The organism is Mycobacterium sp. 852002-51961_SCH5331710, from assembly GCF_001665535.1.
GTDB lineage: Bacteria > Actinomycetota > Actinomycetes > Mycobacteriales > Mycobacteriaceae > Mycobacterium.
Genome location: NZ_LZSQ01000128.1, coordinates 53,086 through 70,969, shown reverse-complemented (window position 1 = coordinate 70,969; position 17,884 = coordinate 53,086). Strand labels below are relative to the sequence as shown.

The 17,884-nt window shown below is 68.3% G+C and carries 17 protein-coding genes; 11 read left to right on the top strand and 6 right to left on the bottom strand.

Annotated elements, in window-relative coordinates:
- Positions 1–61: 61 nt before the first annotated feature.
- Both A5752_RS25490 and A5752_RS25485 read right to left on the bottom strand, forming a co-directional pair.
- Complete coding sequence (locus A5752_RS25490; RefSeq protein ID WP_067091967.1) at positions 62–1,015, bottom strand: antibiotic biosynthesis monooxygenase; 954 nt, start codon at positions 1,013–1,015, stop codon at positions 62–64.
- Positions 1,015–1,434, bottom strand: coding sequence for an Rv0361 family membrane protein (locus tag A5752_RS25485; protein ID WP_231983516.1), 420 nt, complete (start codon positions 1,432–1,434; stop codon positions 1,015–1,017). Before A5752_RS25485 ends, A5752_RS25490 begins: the two co-directional genes overlap by 1 nt.
- A 192-nt stretch (positions 1,435–1,626) precedes the next feature.
- Here A5752_RS25485 and clpB point away from each other — a divergent pair, with 192 nt between their 5' ends.
- The 8 genes from clpB (at position 1,627) to nhaA (ending at position 11,860) form a co-directional block, all read left to right on the top strand.
- Complete coding sequence (gene clpB / locus A5752_RS25480; protein ID WP_067091869.1) at positions 1,627–4,173, top strand: ATP-dependent chaperone ClpB; 2,547 nt, start codon at positions 1,627–1,629, stop codon at positions 4,171–4,173.
- A gap of 66 nt (positions 4,174–4,239) precedes the next feature.
- Positions 4,240–5,577, top strand: coding sequence for an alpha/beta hydrolase domain-containing protein (locus A5752_RS25475; protein ID WP_067091867.1), 1,338 nt, complete (start codon positions 4,240–4,242; stop codon positions 5,575–5,577).
- Positions 5,578–5,680: 103 nt separating this feature from the next.
- Entirely contained in the window at positions 5,681–6,508 is an 828-nt protein-coding gene (gene ttfA / locus A5752_RS25470) for a trehalose monomycolate transport factor TtfA (protein WP_067091865.1), read from the top strand.
- A 54-nt stretch (positions 6,509–6,562) separates the two neighbouring features.
- A complete protein-coding gene (locus A5752_RS25465; RefSeq protein ID WP_067091863.1) occupies positions 6,563–7,339 on the top strand; it encodes an SDR family NAD(P)-dependent oxidoreductase in 777 nt (258 codons plus the stop codon).
- A gap of 12 nt (positions 7,340–7,351) precedes the next feature.
- Complete coding sequence (locus tag A5752_RS25460; protein WP_067091861.1) at positions 7,352–8,251, top strand: hypothetical protein; 900 nt, start codon at positions 7,352–7,354, stop codon at positions 8,249–8,251.
- Positions 8,244–8,894 (top strand): TrmH family RNA methyltransferase, encoded by a 651-nt coding sequence (locus A5752_RS25455; protein WP_067091859.1) that lies wholly within the window; start codon positions 8,244–8,246, stop codon positions 8,892–8,894. The genes A5752_RS25460 and A5752_RS25455 overlap by 8 nt, the downstream gene beginning before the upstream one ends.
- 15 nt (positions 8,895–8,909) lie before the next feature.
- The gene (locus A5752_RS25450; RefSeq protein WP_067091857.1) at positions 8,910–10,010 is read left to right on the top strand and encodes a glycoside hydrolase family 76 protein; all 1,101 of its coding nucleotides are present in this window, start codon (positions 8,910–8,912) and stop codon (positions 10,008–10,010) included.
- Positions 10,007–11,860: a Na+/H+ antiporter NhaA gene (nhaA, locus tag A5752_RS25445; RefSeq protein ID WP_067091855.1), complete on the top strand. Its 1,854-nt coding sequence runs from the start codon at positions 10,007–10,009 to the stop codon at positions 11,858–11,860. Before A5752_RS25450 ends, nhaA begins: the two co-directional genes overlap by 4 nt.
- Here the strand turns inward: nhaA and A5752_RS25440 are convergent.
- A complete protein-coding gene (locus tag A5752_RS25440; protein ID WP_067091853.1) occupies positions 11,857–12,579 on the bottom strand; it encodes a VTT domain-containing protein in 723 nt (240 codons plus the stop codon). The genes nhaA and A5752_RS25440 overlap by 4 nt on opposite strands.
- 86 nt (positions 12,580–12,665) lie before the next feature.
- Between A5752_RS25440 and A5752_RS25435 the strand changes: the two genes are divergently transcribed.
- Together A5752_RS25435 and fbaA are read left to right on the top strand one after the other, a co-directional pair.
- Positions 12,666–13,679 carry an alcohol dehydrogenase catalytic domain-containing protein gene (locus tag A5752_RS25435; protein ID WP_067091851.1) on the top strand — a complete coding sequence of 338 codons (1,014 nt, stop codon included), beginning with the start codon at positions 12,666–12,668 and terminating at the stop codon, positions 13,677–13,679.
- A gap of 49 nt (positions 13,680–13,728) precedes the next feature.
- Positions 13,729–14,769, top strand: a complete 1,041-nt coding sequence (gene fbaA, locus A5752_RS25430; RefSeq protein ID WP_067091849.1) for a class II fructose-bisphosphate aldolase — start codon at positions 13,729–13,731, stop codon at positions 14,767–14,769.
- Here the strand turns inward: fbaA and A5752_RS25425 are convergent, their stop codons facing one another.
- Positions 14,770–15,609 carry an Rv0361 family membrane protein gene (locus A5752_RS25425; protein WP_067091847.1) on the bottom strand — a complete coding sequence of 280 codons (840 nt, stop codon included), beginning with the start codon at positions 15,607–15,609 and terminating at the stop codon, positions 14,770–14,772.
- Positions 15,610–15,725: 116 nt separating this feature from the next.
- Here A5752_RS25425 and A5752_RS25420 point away from each other — a divergent pair, with 116 nt between their 5' ends.
- A complete protein-coding gene (locus tag A5752_RS25420) occupies positions 15,726–16,142 on the top strand; it encodes a DUF3151 domain-containing protein (protein WP_067091845.1) in 417 nt (138 codons plus the stop codon).
- On the opposite strand, the gene A5752_RS25415 is transcribed toward A5752_RS25420, so the two are convergent.
- Positions 16,143–17,033, bottom strand: coding sequence for a cation diffusion facilitator family transporter (locus A5752_RS25415; protein WP_067091843.1), 891 nt, complete (start codon positions 17,031–17,033; stop codon positions 16,143–16,145).
- Positions 17,034–17,095: 62 nt separating this feature from the next.
- Positions 17,096–17,878: a site-2 protease family protein gene (locus tag A5752_RS25410; RefSeq protein ID WP_067091842.1), complete on the bottom strand. Its 783-nt coding sequence runs from the start codon at positions 17,876–17,878 to the stop codon at positions 17,096–17,098.
- Positions 17,879–17,884 lie beyond the last annotated feature (6 nt).

The window sequence follows — 17,884 nt, the reverse complement described above, 5'->3', positions numbered from 1 at the left end:
CCGGTGCGGTTCTTACGCCGCATGCACTCCGCGCGTCGCTGGTTTCTGCCTCAGTGGCGTTTCAGAAGACGACCGACGCGAGGTGGAATATCAGCGCCCAGAACAACATCGCGACGACGATGGTGCCGACGCCCCGAAGGTTGGTCCGTGCGACGGGCGCGTTCGGCGGTGGGCGCAACCAGTGCTTCAGCAGCGGGTTCACGTAGTAGGGCATGACGATGAAGCTGATCAGCAGGCTCGACAACAGGTTTCCGACGAGCATGTTCAACCACAGCGGCAGCCTCAGCGGTGACAGCGCGATGGTGAGCAGCATGACTGTCGGGTACAGCCCGACCCACACCGCGATGGATGTCTTGAGGTTCGTCGGTGGTGGGGCCTGCTTGCCATGCTCGTCGAAGGCGAACCAGCTCCCGAAGGAGTGGTCGATGGTGCGCAGATTGAAATCGGAGAACTGCTCGCCCTCGGCGAGGAGGTCGCGACGCTTCTTCGAGACCAACCACCGGTCGAGGTCCGCTGCGGTGTCGTAGCGGTACATGGCGGTCCACTCATCCTGAACTCCGGCCACCGGGCGGAACAGCTCGCTGCCGCGGAAGCCGGGAAACTCGTTCTCGGCCAGTCGAAGCCGGTCCTGCCAAGCGAGAAACTCATCTACCTGATCGGCGCGGACCCGGTGGCTGACGACGACGGTCACCAGCGCATCGCCGTCTGCGGCGCGGCCGCCGACGACCTGTTGGGTGGCCGGGCCGTCGAAGAGCTCCTCACCCGCGGTCAGCCGGCTCTGCCGCGTGGCGCTGTTGATCCACGCTTGAAGATGGGCGGTCGAATCGAAGCGATAGATCACCACCCATTCCGGCTGAACGGCGGTGGGCGAGCGGATTTCGGCGCCGAGGAAGCCGGTGTATCGGGAAGCCTCGCGGTTGAGGTCCTGCTGCCACCGTTCGAACGCCGCATCCTTACCGGCACGGACCCGCTGGCCGATGATGACCGTCGCGGCGGTGTCGCCATCCGTCACGATCAGATGGCTCGCGCCGGGTGGTACCGGCAGGCCTTCCACTCGCTGCCTTCGCGCAGGAAGTCGATGTCGAAGATCTTGGCCTCGGCTTTGTTGGCGGCCGCGAACCGAACCGTGGCCGCGGCCGTCAGGCTGGGCTCGCCGGCGACCCTCACCGAGCTCACGGTGATCTGCGTCGGACCGTCGGCCCGCCGGTTGGCGTACCACTCGGCCGCGAAGCCCGCGGACAGGCGCATCGGCGCGCAGACGTGCGCGGCGAACGATGCAAAGTCCTCGCGGTTGTAGGCGCCGTTCATCCCGTCGAGTACGGCGCGGACCTGATCCTCGTCGCTGACCGAGGCCGCGGGAACGGCCGACGCCGTCGGTGCGACCCCGCTCAGGCTCACCGCGAAGCCCGCGAGTATCGCGATAAGCCGACGCATGCGTCCAGCCTCGCTGATACAGCTGTGAAAATTGTGACAGCTGCGCGGCGTGTTGTCCGGTCTGTCGAGAAGTGCGTGCGGGAGGCGAGAGAAATTGACTAGACTTGAGCGGAACAGACTCAAGATTGACGACGTTGATGTATGCGACAAGCATTTTTGCCAAGCTCACGTACCTAAGAAAGGGAAGGTGTCGTGGACTCGTTCAACCCGACGACCAAAACTCAGGCGGCGCTGACCGCGTCGTTGCAGGCGGCCACGGCTGCGGGCAACCCGCAGATCACCCCCGCCCACCTGTTGATGGCACTGCTGACGCAGAACGACGGCATTGCCGCACCCCTTCTCGAGGCCGTCGGCGTTGAACCCGCGACCATTCGCGCGGAGACGCAGCGGCTCCTCGACCGCCTGCCCAGCGCCAGCGGCGCGGCCTCGCAGCCGCAGCTCTCTCCGCAGGCACTGGCCGCGATCACCGCCGCCCAGAACCTCGCGACCGAGATGGACGACGAGTACGTCTCGACCGAACACCTGATGGTCGGCCTGGCCACCGGCGACTCGGACACCGCGAAGCTGTTGACCGGCCACGGCGCCTCGCCGCAGGCCCTGCGCGAGGCGTTCGTCAAGGTGCGCGGGAGCGCCCGGGTCAGCAGCCCGGATCCCGAGGGGACGTACCAGGCGCTGGAGAAGTACTCCACCGATCTGACCGCCCGCGCGCGGGAGGGCAAGCTCGACCCGGTCATCGGCCGCGACAACGAGATTCGTCGTGTCGTGCAGGTGCTGTCGAGGCGCACCAAGAACAACCCGGTGTTGATCGGTGAACCCGGCGTGGGTAAGACCGCGATCGTCGAGGGCCTGGCCCAGCGCATCGTGGCCGGCGACGTGCCGGAAAGCCTGCGCGACAAGACCGTCGTCAGCCTGGATCTGGGCTCGATGGTCGCCGGCTCGAAGTACCGCGGCGAGTTCGAGGAGCGGCTCAAGGCCGTGCTCGACGACATCAAGAACTCGGCGGGCCAGATCATCACGTTCATCGACGAGCTGCACACGATCGTGGGTGCGGGCGCGACCGGCGAAGGGTCGATGGACGCAGGCAACATGATCAAGCCGATGCTGGCCCGTGGCGAGCTGCGGCTCGTCGGTGCCACCACGCTCGACGAGTACCGCAAGTACATCGAGAAGGACGCCGCGCTGGAACGACGTTTCCAGCAGGTGTTCGTCGGTGAGCCGTCGGTGGAGGACACCGTCGGCATCCTGCGCGGGCTGAAGGACCGCTACGAGGTGCACCATGGTGTGCGGATCACCGACTCCGCGCTGGTGGCGGCGGCGACGCTGTCCGACCGCTACATCACAGCCCGTTTCCTGCCCGACAAGGCGATCGACCTGGTCGACGAGGCCGCGTCGCGGCTGCGCATGGAGATCGACTCGCGGCCGGTCGAGATCGACGAGGTCGAGCGGCTGGTCCGCCGGCTGGAGATCGAGGAGATGGCGCTCGCCAAGGAAGAGGACGCCGCCTCCAAGGAGCGCCTCGAGAAGCTGCGCGCCGAGCTCGCCGACCACAAGGAGAAGCTCGCGGAGTTGACCACCCGCTGGCAGAACGAGAAGAACGCCATCGACATCGTCCGCGAGCTCAAGGAGCAGCTCGAGGCGCTGCGCGGCGAGGCCGATCGGGCCGAACGCGACGGCAACCTGGAGAAGGCCGCCGAGCTTCGGTACGGCCGCATCCCCGAGGTCGAGAAGAAGCTCGACGCCGCGCTGCCGCAAGCCGAGGCGCGCGAGGATCTGATGCTCAAGGAAGAGGTCGGCCCGGACGACATCGCCGATGTGGTGTCGGCGTGGACCGGTATCCCGGCCGGCCGGATGCTCGAGGGCGAGACGGCCAAGCTGCTGCGGATGGAAGACGAGCTGGGCAAGCGGGTCGTCGGCCAGAAGAAGGCGGTGCAGGCGGTTTCGGATGCGGTGCGTCGCAGCCGCGCGGGCGTCGCGGACCCGAACCGGCCCACGGGCTCGTTCATGTTCCTCGGCCCGACCGGCGTCGGTAAGACCGAGCTGGCCAAGGCGCTGGCGGAGTTCTTGTTCGACGACGAGCGGGCGATGGTCCGCATCGACATGAGCGAGTACGCCGAGAAGCACTCGGTGGCCCGCCTGGTCGGTGCGCCTCCGGGCTACGTCGGCTACGACCAGGGCGGTCAGCTGACCGAGGCGGTGCGCCGGCGTCCGTACACGGTGATCCTGTTCGACGAGATCGAGAAGGCCCACCCGGACGTGTTCGACGTGCTGCTGCAGGTGCTCGACGAGGGCAGGCTGACCGACGGCCAGGGCCGAACGGTCGACTTCCGCAACACGATCCTGATCCTGACGTCCAACCTGGGCGCGGGCGGGACCGAGGAGCAGGTGATGGCGGCGGTGCGCGCGGCCTTCAAGCCCGAGTTCATCAACCGCCTCGACGACGTGATCGTGTTCGACGGGCTCAACCCCGAAGAGCTGGTCCACATCGTCGACATCCAGCTCGAGCAGCTGGCCAAACGGCTGGCGCAGCGCCGCCTCACCCTGGAGGTGTCGCTGCCCGCGAAGCGGTGGTTGGCACAGCGCGGATTCGACCCGCAGTACGGCGCCCGCCCGCTGCGCCGGTTGATCCAGCAGGCCATCGGCGACCAGCTGGCCAAGCTGCTGCTGGCCGGCGACGTGCACGACGGCGACATCGTGCCCGTCAACGTCAGCCCGGACGGCGACTCGCTGGTCCTCGGCTGAGAAGGGTTTTCGGCGTGCTCGTTCGCTTTGACGTGAACGAGCACGCCGAAGCCGCAAGATGGGGACGTGATCACATCCGTTCCCGGTAAGCCCAACCTGCTCCTCGGGGCATACGACCTGGCCACGCTGGGTTACGGCGCCGAGGAGTTCTTCGTCTCCGGCACCGCCAGGTCGTATGCGACCGACGCCACGGCCGACTACACCACCCGCATCGTGGTCGTGCTCCCGGTCGATCCCGCGCTGTTCAACGGCGCCGTGATCGTCGAATGGCTCAACGTCAGCGGTGGGTTGGATACCCCCGCGGTGTGGTTGATGGCGCATCGGGAGATCGCCCGCTCGGGTTACGCCTACGTGGGGGTGTCGGCCCAACGGGTGGGCGTCGAGGGCGGCACGAGCCTGGTCGGCATCGACATGTCGCTGAAAACACAGGATCCCGAACGCTATTCGCGATTGCATCATCCGGGAGACGAGTACTCCTACGACATCTACACGCAGGTGGGGCGCCTGGTCCGCGAAGGCGCCATCGACGGGCTGCGCCCGCAGATCGTGCTCGGTGTCGGGGAGTCGCAATCGGCCGTCTTCCTGTCGACCTACATCAACGAGATCGATCCGGACGCCGCCGTGTACGACGGATTCCTCGTGCACTCGCGGTTCGGTACCAGCGCGCCGCTGGACGGCGCGAACCTGTTCGAGGGGGACGAGTCAACCCAGCAAGCTGTCCCGTTCCGGCCCGACCCCCGCGTCCCGGTCCTGGCGTTCATCACCGAGACCGACCTGGTCGGCGGCTTTCGGGTGGGGTATCACGCTGTGCGCCAACCCGATCACGACCGGCTGCGGACCTGGGAGATACCCGGTGCCGCCCACGCGGACAACTACACGATCATCGGCAGTGTCATGGACAGCGGGTGCGCACCGCTGGCCGACCTCGCGGCGGCATTCGCGCCGACCAACGAGCTCATGGGCGAGAAGCTCTCGTACAACATCAACTTCGGGCCACAGCACCACTATGTGTTGCAGGCCGCGGTCGCCCACCTGAACGACTGGGTGCGCACCGGCAGGCCCGCGTCCTCGGCGCCGCCGATCGCGTTGACCGGATCCGACCCGGTGACGCCCGAACTCGACGCCAACGGTCTTGCCAGGGGCGGCGTCCGCACGCCCTGGGTGGACGTGCCGACCGCTCGCCTCTCGGGGCTTGCTCCCGGCGAGAGCTCGATGTCGTTCATCTTCGGCTCGGGCGAGGTCTTCGGCGACGAGGCGTTGGGCAGGCTCTATCCCGGCGGTAAGGCCGACTACCTCGAACGTTTCACCGCGGCGCTGGACAGGACGATCGAGGAGGGTTTCATCCTGGCCGCGGACCGCGCCGAGATCCTCGAGTTGGCCGCGGCCAGTTTCCCCGGCGGCTGAGCGCGGCATCGCGGGCCGGCCGGGGCCGTTGGACGCTATGTGATGGGGCTGTGATCCGCTCGAGTTCGGATTTGAGGGCTACCTGCAAGTAGGCTAGGACGCAATGGTCCCGCTTTGGTTCACGCTGTCCGCGCTGTGCTTCGTCGGCGCGGCCGTGCTGCTGTATGTCGACATCGACCGTCGACGCGGGCTGGGCCGCCGGCGCAAGTCGTGGGCGAAGTCGCACGGCTTCGACTACGAACACGAATCGCACGACATCGTCAAGCGCTGGAAGCGCGGGGTGATGTCGACCGTCGGCGACGTCAGCGCCAAGAACGTCGTGCTCGGCCAGATCCGCGGCGAGGCGGTGTTCATCTTCGACCTCGAGGACGTCGCGACGGTGATCGCGCTGCACCGCAAGGTCGGCACCAATGTGGTCGTCGACCTGCGGCTCAAGGGCATCAAGGAGCCGCGCGAGAACGACATCTGGCTGCTCGGCGCGATCGGCCCGCGGATGGTGTACTCCACCAACCTCGACGCGGCGCGGCGCGCGTGCGACCGGCGCATGGTGACCTTCGCCCACACCGCACCGGACTGCGCCGAGATCATGTGGAACGAGGAGCACTGGACGCTGGTCTCGATGCCGGTCACCAGCACCCGCGCGCAGTGGGACGAGGGTCTGCGCACCGTGCGTCAGTTCAACGATCTGCTGCGCGTGCTGCCGCCGACCCCGCAGGCGATGGCCAGCCAGAGCAGCCAGGGCGCGTTGGCCCGGCGGAGCGGATCGCCGAGCCGTCCACTCACCCCGGCGGCAGGCCGCGGGGAGCCGGCACCCGACGCTCCGCCACGGCCCGAAGCCGCGCGTTATCCGCAGCAACCACCTCCTCGCCCGGACGCCAGGCGGCAACCGCCGTCGCGAAACGGCCGGCAGTCGCCGCACTACCAGCGGTAATCGCTCCCTTCCGGCGGCGCGGGGGCTCGCGACCGCGGGAAGTACCCTGAACCCATGTCTCGCCCCGTCGCCCTGATCACCGGACCGACGTCCGGCATCGGTACGGGCTTCGCGCGCAGGTTCGCCCGCGACGGCCATGATCTCGTCCTCGTCGCCCGCGACGGCGCCAGGCTCGAGCGCCTGGCCGCCGAACTGCACGACGAAGCTGGAGCGGCCGTCGAGGTGCTCACCGCCGACCTGGCCGAGGCCTCCGATCGGGCGAAGGTGGCCGACCGGCTCGCCGAGGGCGTGCAGGTCCTGGTCAACAACGCCGGGTTCGGCACCTCCGGGGAGTTCTGGAGCTCGCACTTCTCGCTGCTGCAGTCGCAGCTCGACGTCAACGTCACCGCCGTCATGCAGCTGACGCATGCTGCGCTGCCCCCGATGCTGGACGCCGGGCGCGGCACGGTGATCAACGTCGCCAGCGTGGCCGGGTTGCTGCCCGGGCGCGGTTCGACGTACTCGGCGTCCAAGGCGTGGGTGATCGCGTTCTCGGAGGGCCTCGCCAACGGCCTGGGCGGCACCGGGGTCGGGGTTCACGCCCTCTGCCCGGGCTTCGTCCGCACCGAGTTCCACCAGCGTGCGGGCATCGACATGGACGGCACGCCGTCGTGGTTCTGGCTCGAGGTCGACGACGTCGTCCGAGAGACGATGGCCGACGTCGCCAAAGGCAAGGTCGTGATCGTGCCCGGGGTCCAGTACAAGGTGCTCACCACCGGCGGCCGCGTGGTGCCGCGAAACCTGGTGCGCGCCATGACCAAAATCGTGGGTAGGGGCCGTGGCCGGACATAGGGCACCGAATACGTGCGCACGCTGATCGCGGTGCTGACCGCGGTCCTCGTCATCGCGGCATCCGCATGCTCCAAGGACGACGCGTCGGCCCATCCCTACGCCGCGCAAACCGCGACCATCGGCGAATCGCTGGCGACGCTGGGCTGGAACATGTCGGTGTCGAACCTTCGCTTCGAGGGCGACTACGCGCTCTTCGACGTCGACGCCTCGCCCTCGGAGGCCGGCGGGCCGCACGCCAAACCCGAGGACATCCGCTTCGGCCTGTACGGGGCCCTGGCGCACCCGATCGAGGCCAACGCGCTCGGTAGCTGTCGCGACGTGACAAACCTTGACTTGCAACCTCTCTCGGCCCCCGCCCCCGATCGCCTCACCGGCACCGTGTGCATCGGACCGGCGCGCGACCAGGTGCAGGTACGCGGCGTGTACGCGTACTCGCCACGCGACCGGACACCGGGCACCACCGTCGCCCATCCCGCCGCGTTCCCCGTCGGGCTGCCCGCAGTCAGGGACAACGACACCGGACTGTCGCTGCGCACCACGAGCCTCGACGCCTTCCGCGGCGACGGCGCCATGCTCGACCCCACGGTCCTGGGCGACCCGGGCGCGTTCACCGGCAACGGCTACATGCTGCTCGGGCTCGAAATCAGCGGGCTGGCAGAGCAATACCGTGAGGTCTCGCAGCAGCGCGGGGGCCCCGCGATGGTGCTGGTCGCTCCGACGCTGCCCCCGCCGGGGCTCAGCCACGCGTGCGACGTCTACGGCGCCTCGATTCTGGTGCTTCCCGACGCCTCCCGTGACTCCGTGCAGGTGAAGGCATCGCTGTGCACCCAAGGCGAGATCAACAACGCGCTGCTGTACGCGACGGTTTCGCTCATCGGCACCCACGCCGCGCTGTGGACGAAGGATGACTGAACCGCTGGAACCGGGGCCCACCGAATGGGGCGAGGGGCCCGGCGTCGGCCCGTGGCAGGGACCGCCGCCCGACGACCCGCGCTACGACCCCGAGCTGCTCCGCGACGGCGACACCCGCAATGTCGTTGACGCATACCGTTATTGGCGGCGTGACGCGATCGTCGCCGACATCGACACTCGCAGGCACGCGCTGCACATCGCGATCGAGAACTTCGGCAACGACGCGAACATCGGCGCGGTGGTGCGCACCGCGAACGCGTTCGCGGTCGACACCGTGCACATCGTCGGCAGGCGCCGGTGGAACCGCCGCGGCGCGATGGTCACCGACCGCTACCAACGGCTGCGCCACCACGACACCACCGCCGCGCTGCTCGCGTACGCCGCCGACGCGGGGCTGACGGTCGTCGCCGTCGACAACGTGCCGGGGGCCGTGCGCCTCGAGACCACTCCGCTGCCGCGGAACTGCCTGCTGATCTTCGGCCAGGAGGGGCCGGGGATCACACCCGAGGCGACGGCGGGTGCGGCCATGACCGTGTCCATCGCCCAGTTCGGCTCCACGCGCAGCATCAACGCCGGCGTCGCCGCGGGCATCGCCATGCACACCTGGATCACACAACACGGGGACCTTTCCGCGGCCTGGTAGGGCAGGATCGACACCATGGATCAGCTCTGGGCCAATCGCGCAGCCAGCGCTGAGGCCGCGGTCGCCAAGCGACACGTCAGACGCCTGTGGGGCCTGCCGGGCACCCAGCTGGGCGTCGTCGCCTGGCCGGCGACGCGGCAGCACCGGCTGTTCGGTACATGGCACTACTGGTGGCAGGCGCATCTGCTGGACAATCTCGTCGACGCCCAAGTGCGCGATCCGCGGCCCGAACGCCAGAAGGCGATAGCGCGCCAGATCCGCGCACACCGGTTGCGCAACAGCCTGTCCTGGGTCAACAGCTACTACGACGACATGGCCTGGTTGGCGCTGGCCTTGGAACGGGCGGCCACGCTCGCGTCGGTCGAGCGGCCCAAGGCGCTGAAGAAACTCTGCGACCAGTTCGTCAACGCGTGGGTGCCCGAGGACGGCGGCGGCATCCCCTGGCGCAAGCAGGACCAGTTCTTCAACGCGCCCGCCAACGGACCGGCCGCGATCTTTTTGGCGCGTTACGACCGGTTGCGCCGCGCGCAGCAGATGTCGGACTGGATCGACGAGACCCTGATCGACCCCGAGACCCATCTGGTGTTCGACGGCATCAAGGGCGGCTCGCTCGTGCGCGCGCAGTACACCTACTGCCAGGGCGTGGTGCTCGGCCTGGAAACCGAACTCGCGGCGCGCACCGACGACGCCGAGCACGCCACCCGGGTGCACCGCCTGGTGGCCGCGATCGCCGAGAACATGGCGACCGACGGCGTCATCAAGGGCGCGGGCGGCGGAGACGGGGGCCTGTTCAACGGCATCCTGGCCCGCTACCTCGCGCTGACGGCCACCACGCTGCCGCAGAACGGCGACGAGGACTCCGCGGCGCGTGACACCGCCCGCTCGCTGGTGCTGGCCTCGGCGGAGGCAGCATGGCAGAACCGTCAGGTGGTCGACGGGATGCCGCTGTTCGGCGCGTTCTGGGACCGCACCGCCGAGATCCCCACCGCCGCCGGTGGGCAGGCGCAGTTCGTGGAGGGAGCGGTCAACGCCTCGGAGGTGCCCGAGCGCGACCTGTCGGTGCAGTTGTCGGGGTGGATGCTGATGGAAGCCGCGCACGCGGTGGCCGGGGCGTGAGCACAGAGACCGGCCCGCGGATCGCCCGCCTGCTGCCCGCTCGGTTCACCAGCGACGCCAAATCCGCCAAGACGAGCGAGAACACCGCGGCCGGTCTGCTGCTGCTCTTCACGCTCGCCGCGCTGCTGTGGGCGAATTCGCCGTGGGCACACAGCTATTGGACGCTGCTCGACACCCACGTCGGGTTCACCTTCGCCGAAAGCCGTTTCGAGTTGACCGTCAAACACTTGGTCAACGACGGCCTGATGGCGTTTTTCTTCTTCATCGTCGGCCTGGAGGTCAAGCACGAGTTCGCCATCGGTGAGCTCACCGACCGAGCACGCGCGGCGGTGCCCGTGGTGGCGGCGATCGCCGGTCTTGCGGTGCCCGCGGCGATCTTCCTGCTGTTCAACCCCTCCGGTGACAACGCGCAGGCGTGGGGTGTCGTGATCTCCACCGACACCGCGTTCCTGATCGGCGCCCTGGCGATCATCAAGCCGATGTTCCCGTCCCGGTTGCGGACGTTCTTGCTGACGCTGGCCGTCGTCGACGACGTCGGCGCGCTGTGCGTGATCGCGCTGTTCTACTCCGACCGCATCGACGTTGTGCCGCTGGTCATTTCCATCGCGCTGATCGCGGCCATCGCGTCGGTGCGATTGTTGCCCGCCGCGCGCGGGCCCGCCTACGCCGCGCTCGGCTTCTCGCTGTGGGTGAGCATGTACATGGCCGGAGTGCACCCGACGCTGGCCGGCGTGGCAGTGGCGCTGCTGATCCCGGTGTACTCGCCCGAGCGCAGCCAGGTCGAGGAGGTCGTCGCGCGCATCCGGGCGTTCCGGCAGTCGCCGAACTCGCGCTACGCCCGTGAGGTGACTCGCGGTCTGCGGGACTCGATCTCGATCAACGAACGGCTGCAGACCAGCGTCGGCCCGTACGTGTCGTTTCTGGTGCTGCCGCTGTTCGCCCTCGTCAACGCCGGTGTCCAACTGGACGCCGAGAGCGTTTCGGCGGCGCTGCGCTCGCCGCTGACGTGGGGCATCGTCGCCGGCCTGGTGTTCGGCAAGTTCGTCGGCATCACCGCCGCGACATGGTTCATGCAACGCACCGGGTTGGGTGCGCTGGCGCCCGGCTTGGCCCTGCGCCGGATCGCCGGCGGTGCCGCGCTGTCCGGAATCGGTTTCACCATCTCGCTTTTCATCGTCGACATCGCGATCGACGATCCTGGTCGCAAAGAGCAGGCGATCATCGGTGTGCTGATCGCATCGGTGGTCGCGTTCCTCGTGGGTTGGCTGATCTTCCGTCTCACCGACTGGCTCAGCCCGCCGGAGCCGGTCGGGCTGAAGCTGCTTAGGCCGATCGATCCGGACCGCGACCACATCAAGGGTGAGCCCGACGCCCAGCTGACGCTCGTGGAATACGGCGACTTCGAGTGCCCGTTCTGCAGCCGGGCGACCGGGGCGATCGACGAGGTGCGCGCGCACTTCGGCAGCGAACTGCGCTACGTGTGGCGTCATCTACCGCTGGAGCGCGCCCATCCCCGGGCCTTCGATGCCGCACGGGCGAGCGAGGCGGCCTCGCTGCAGGACAGGTTCTGGGAGATGGCCCGCGAACTGTTCGGCCACCAGGACGACCTCGAGTGGTCGGACATGTACCGCTACGCCGTGGCTGCGGGTTGCGACATCGAGCGATTCGACCAGGACGTGCGCGTGCACCCGTCGGCGGTGCTGCACCACGTCCAGGACGATGCGCAGGACGCGGAGCTGATGGACCTGAACTCGACGCCGACGTTCTTCGTCAACGGCAAGCGGCACAAGGGTCCGTGGGATGCGGCCAGCTTGATCCGAGCACTCGAGAGCAGCCGGCCCGGTCGTTAACCCTGCTCGCCGGTTTCCAGCGGGGGCGTCGCGATGTCGGCTCGTTTGGCCGCGCGCCGCCGCTTGTACCACTCGATGAACATCGGCAGCACCGAGACCACGACGATCGCGACCACGATCGGTTCGAGCAGCTTCTGGATGACCTCGAACCGGCCGAGCCAGTAGCCGAGCAGCGTCAGGCCGACGCCCCACACGACGGCGCCGATCACGTTGAATAATGTGAACGCCGCGTAGCTCATCCTGGCCGCGCCCGCCGTGATCGGTGCGAGTGTGCGCACAATCGGCACGAATCGCGCGATGACGATCGCGAACGGTCCCCGCTGCTCGAAGAACACGTGAGCCTCGTCGAGGTACTTCTGCTTGAGGAATCGGGCGTCGGGCTTGAACATCGCGGTACCGACGTTGCGCCCGATCCAGTACCCCACCTGACCGCCGAGTATCGCGGCGACGGGGATGAACACCAGCAACTGCCAAAGCTGGAAGTTGATGACGTCGCCACCACCCTCGGCCAGCGCGGCCGTGCCCGCGGCCAGCATGCCCGCCACGAACAGCAGCGAGTCACCCGGCAGGACCGGGAACAGCACCCCGGACTCAACGAAGATGACCACCAGCAGCCCGACCAGAGCCCACGTGCCGAAGTAACCGAGCAGCGTCATCGGATCGAGGAAATCCGGCATGAGCGCCAGCCGGTCGGTCGCCGCGAGGGCCGAGGTGGTCATGGCTCACCAAGATACCGGCGTCGCGACGACGGTCCGCCCGCGCGCAGGGGATGCGCCCGGCCGTCGTTCGTCACTAATGTCTGTCTATGCCCACTCACAAGGCGGTTCTCGTCGAATCCGTCGGCGGTTCTCTCACCCTCTCCGACGTCGAGACGACGCCGCCCCCGCCGCGGCACGTGCGGATCGCCGTCGCGGCGTGCGGTGTGTGCGGCACCGACCACGGTTTCGTCGCCGGCGGTTTCCCCAACCTGAACTGGCCCATCACGCTGGGCCACGAGGTCGCCGGGACCGTCGCCGAGGTGGGCCCGGACGTCGAGGACTTCGCCGTCGGTGATCGCGTCGCCGTCGGATGGTTCGGCGGCAACTGCAACCGCTGCGTGCCCTGTCGCAAGGGCCAGTTCATGCAGTGCGAACGCATGCAGGTGCCGAGTTGGCACTACCCCGGCGGTTACGCGGAATCGATGGTCGCGCCCGTCACCGCGCTCGCGCGCATTCCCGAGGAACTGTCGTTCGCCGAGGCCGCGCCGATGGGTTGCGCGGGCGTCACCACCTTCAACGGCCTGCGCCAGACGAGGGCGAAATCCGGCGACCTGGTGGCCGTGCTCGGTGTGGGCGGCCTCGGCCACCTGGGCGTGCAGTTCGCACGGGCGATGGGCTTCGAAACCGTGGCGATCGCGCGCGGTGCCGACAAGGAGGCCGACGCCCGCGAACTGGGCGCCCACCATTACATCGACTCGAGGGCCGTCGATGTCGCCGCGGCGCTGAAGGACCTCGGCGGTGCCGCGGTGGTGTTGGCGACTGCCGCCAATTCGCAGGCGATGGCCGACACCGTCGGCGGCCTGGCTCCCCAGGGTGAGCTCGTCATCATCGGCGTCACGGCCGACCCCCTGCCGATCGCCCCGATCCAGTTGATCAACGACGGGTTGAGTGTCAGCGGCCACCCGTCGGGCACCTCGCGCGATGTCGAAGAGACCATGCACTTCGCCGTGCAGAGCGGGGTGCGCGCCAGGATCGAGGAGCGACCGCTGGCCGAGGCCGCCGAGGCCTTCGCCGCGATGGAGGAGGGCCGCGCGCGGTACCGCATGGTCTTGACCATGTGAATCGGCCGCCGCGGTGGGATAATCACCGAAACCGGCAAGAGGAGGGCTCATGCCCATCGCAACGCCCGAGGTGTACGGGGAAATGCTCGACCGGGCCAAGGAGCACGGTTACGCCTTTCCCGCGATCAATTGCACGTCATCGGAGACCATCAACGCCGCCATCAAGGGCTTCGCCGACGCCGGCAGCGACGGGATCATCCAATTCTCCACGGGCGGAGCGGAATTCGCGTCCGGTCTCGGTGTCAAGGACATGGTCACCGGTGCGGTCGCTCTGGCCGAGTTCGCCCACGTCATCGCCGATAAGTATCCGGTCACGGTGGCGCTGCACACCGACCACTGCCCCAAGGACAAGCTCGACACCTACGTGCGCCCCCTGCTCGCGATTTCGCAACAACGGGTCTCCGGCGGTGGGCAGCCGCTTTTCCACTCGCACATGTGGGACGGCTCGGCGGTCCCGCTCGACGAAAACCTCGAGATCGCACGCGAATTGCTGAAGGACGCCGCGGCGGCGAAGATCGTGCTGGAGATCGAGATCGGCGTCGTCGGCGGCGAAGAGGACGGCGTCGCCAACGAGATCAACGACAAGCTGTACACGACGGCCGAGGATTTCGAGAAGACCGTCGAGGTGCTGGGCGCGGGCGAACACGGCCGCTACCTGCTGGCGGCGACGTTTGGCAACGTGCACGGCGTGTACAAACCGGGCAACGTCAAACTCCGGCCCGAGATCCTCGACGAGGGGCAGAAGGTCGCCGCAGCCAAGCTCGGATTGGATTCGGACGCAAAGCCTTTCGATTTCGTCTTCCACGGCGGCTCAGGTTCGCTCAAGTCCGAGATAGAGGACGCGTTGCGCTACGGCGTGGTGAAGATGAACGTCGACACCGACACCCAATATGCCTTCACCCGACCGGTCGCGGCGCACATGTTCACCAAGTACGACGGCGTGCTGAAGATCGACGGTGAGGTCGGGGACAAGAAGGCCTACGATCCGCGCAGCTATCTGAAGAAGGCCGAGGCGTCGATGACCGAACGCGTCGTCGAGGCGTGCCGGGATCTGCACAGCGCCGGCCGTTCGGTCACCGCCGACCGGTGATCACTGAGGCGCCTGGCAGATCTTCCACTGGTCGTCGCGGAACTCCAGATCGAAGCTGCGCGTCGAGCGGGTCTGCGGGGCGTACGCCATGAAGGCGGTGACGTTCGCCTCGGCGTGGTCGCCGTTGATCACCACCTGGTCGATGCTCGCTACCACCGGATACTGCTTTGCGGCCGCGACTCGTTCATGGATCTCCGCCCAGGTCTTGTCGTCGTACCTGACGTAGCTGTCCCGCTTGCTCCCGCAGGTGATGCTGCGCAGTTTCGCCAGATCGCCGCTCTGGATCGCGCTGTCGAAGTCGGAGATGGTGTTGCGGACCATCTCCTCCTGCGACGCCTTCGGCGTCGAATCCCTGGTCAACAGCACCGTGCCCAGCACCGCGATCGCCACGAGCGCGGCGATGACCAGCACGACGGCCACCACCCAACCCCAGCTACGGCGCTGCTGCGGCGGCCTGGGCGCTTCACCCCGTGGCGGAATGACCTGCGGGGCAACGGGTTTCTGGCCGGGGGAGGCGAACACCTCGGTTGCCGGTTCGGTCGGGGTGTCGATCCGCTGCGTCGTGCCCGCGTCGAACCCGGACGGTGCGGTGAACCGGCGCTCGCCCTCGTTGACGGCCACCGCCGGCTCGGTCGCGGGTTGGGCGGTCGACATCACCTCGGTCGCGGGTTCGTGATCGGCGTGCGGTTCGATCACCTCGGTGGCCGGTTCGGCCCCGTCTTGGGCCTCCTCCGTCGGCGAAGCGTCGCCGCTTTGGGGGTTCTCGGAGGCGTGAACGTCCGAGGCGTCCGATCCCTCCGGATGTTCTTCCGGCTGGTCAGGCCCTGATGGATTCGACATGCCCGCTGCGGTCCTCCCTTACGACGCTACGGCGGGAAGCTTAGTCATCGCTCGGGCATGCGCGCTCGGACCCGTGCGGTGCCGGCGGCGTCGGCTCGCACGGGCACAATGGGGTCATGACAGGGATGGGTGATCTCCTCGGGCCGGATCCGGTACGGCTGCCCGGCGACAGCGAGGCGGAAGCCGAACTCGCCTCGGGCGAGAAGCCCGCGATCGTGGCGGCCGCGCATCCGTCCGCGTCGGTCGCTTGGGCGACGCTGGCCGAGGAGGCGCTCGAGGACGACAGGGCGATCACCGCGTACGCGTATGCGCGCACCGGATACCACCGCGGGCTGGATCAGCTGCGCCGCAACGGCTGGAAGGGCTTCGGTCCGGTGCCCTACAGCCACGAGCCCAACCGTGGTTTCCTGCGCTGTGTCGCCGCCCTGGCCCGTGCGGCCGACGCGATCGGCGAGACCGACGAGAACCAGCGCTGCCTGGATCTGCTCGACGACTGCGATCCGTCGGCGCGGGCCGAACTCGGGCTCGCCTGACTACTCCGCCTCGCAGTTGCAGTCACCGGCACCGTCACCCGGTTCCACCTGAACCGTCGCATGGTCCAGCCCGCGTTCGGTCAGCACGGCGCGCGCATCGTCGAGCACCAGCGCCGAATCGCGGTCGCTGGTCAGATGCGCGGTGACCATGTCCTTGCCCGGCACCAGCGTCCAGACGTGCAGGTCGTGCACGTCGGTGACGCCCTCCACCGCACACAGCGCGCTCCGCAGCTCCTCCACGTCGATGTGCGCGGGTGAGGACTCCGAGAGGATCCGCAGTGCCGCCCGCGCCAACGAGAACGCCCGCGGCAACACCCACAGCGCGACGAACACAGCGACCACGACGTCGGCGTACGGCCAGTGCGTCGTGACCGTTACGATGCCCGCGATCAGCACCCCGATGCTGCCGACGGTGTCGGCGACGACCTCCATGTAGGCGCCCTTGACGGCCAGGCTCTCCTCGGAGTGCGAGCGCAGCAGCAGCACCACGACGGCGTTGGCCGCCAACCCCGCCAGCGCGACGACGATCATCGGCACACCGGGCACCTCGGGCGCGTGGCCGAGCCGTTCGATCGCCTCGAAGAGGATGAACCCCGCGACTCCGAGAAGGAGCACAGCGTTGGCGACGGCGGTGAACACCTCGGCGCGGTGCCACCCGTATGTGCGCGCGGGGGAGGCGCTGCCGCGGCGGGCGAGAAGGACCGCGGTCAGACCCATGAACATCGCGACCAGATCGGTCAGCATGTGCCCGGCGTCGGCCAACAGCGCGATGGAGTCGATGAGCAGCGCCGTGACGAGCTCGACCACGAAGAAGGCGGTGAGGATCGCCGCGGCGATGACCATCCGGCTGACGCGGGTGTCGCCTCTGCTGTGATCGTGGCCGGCGCCCATGCCAGCAATCTATGCGCAAGTCCGCATATGTCGCAAGGGTGTGCGCCCCGCGTCGCGGATGCCTAGAACCAGGCCGACCAGAAGCGGGTCAGATCGCTGCCCAGCCACACCAGCGGGCGCGCCACGCCGGAGAAGTCGAAGAACCACAGCACCAGCTGCCAGAACCACCGGTTGAGGCCGGGGCTGAAGAGCAGCAACAGCAGGACCAGCAGCCCCCACTGCTTGGCCGGGGCCACGGCTCGTTGCGTCTGCGGGCTCAGGTGCGGCTCGAGCGCGCCGTATCCGTCGAGCCCGGGCACCGGAAGCATGTTCAGCACGAACGCGGTCACTTGGAGGAAGCCCAGGAACGCCATGCCGGCCCAGAAGACGCCGTGCGCGGGGTCGAAGAGCGCGCTCGTCAGGATGAGCAGCAGCGCCGCGAACGCCAGGTTGGTGAACGGCCCGGCGAGGCTGACCACGCTGCGCTGCCGTGGGGTCATCCAGCCGGTGCGGACGTACACCGCGCCACCGGGCAGGCCGATCCCGCCGATCGCGATGATCAGCACCGGCAACCCGATCGACAACAGCGGATGGGAGTACTTGAGCGGGTTGAGCGTGAGGTAGCCGCGTGTCGCGACGTCCCGATCGCCGAACCGCCACGCGGTGTACGCGTGGGCGAACTCGTGTACGCACAGCGACACCAGCCAGCCCGCGATCACGAACGTGAACACCCCGACGTAGGCGAGCGGCCGCGAGGTGTCCGTCGTGCACGTCCACGCCACGACGCCACCGGCGACGGTGGCCGCCACGATGGCCAGGAAGACGGGGCTGGGCCGCACCGACTGGTGCAGCGGACGAACACTCACGCGTCG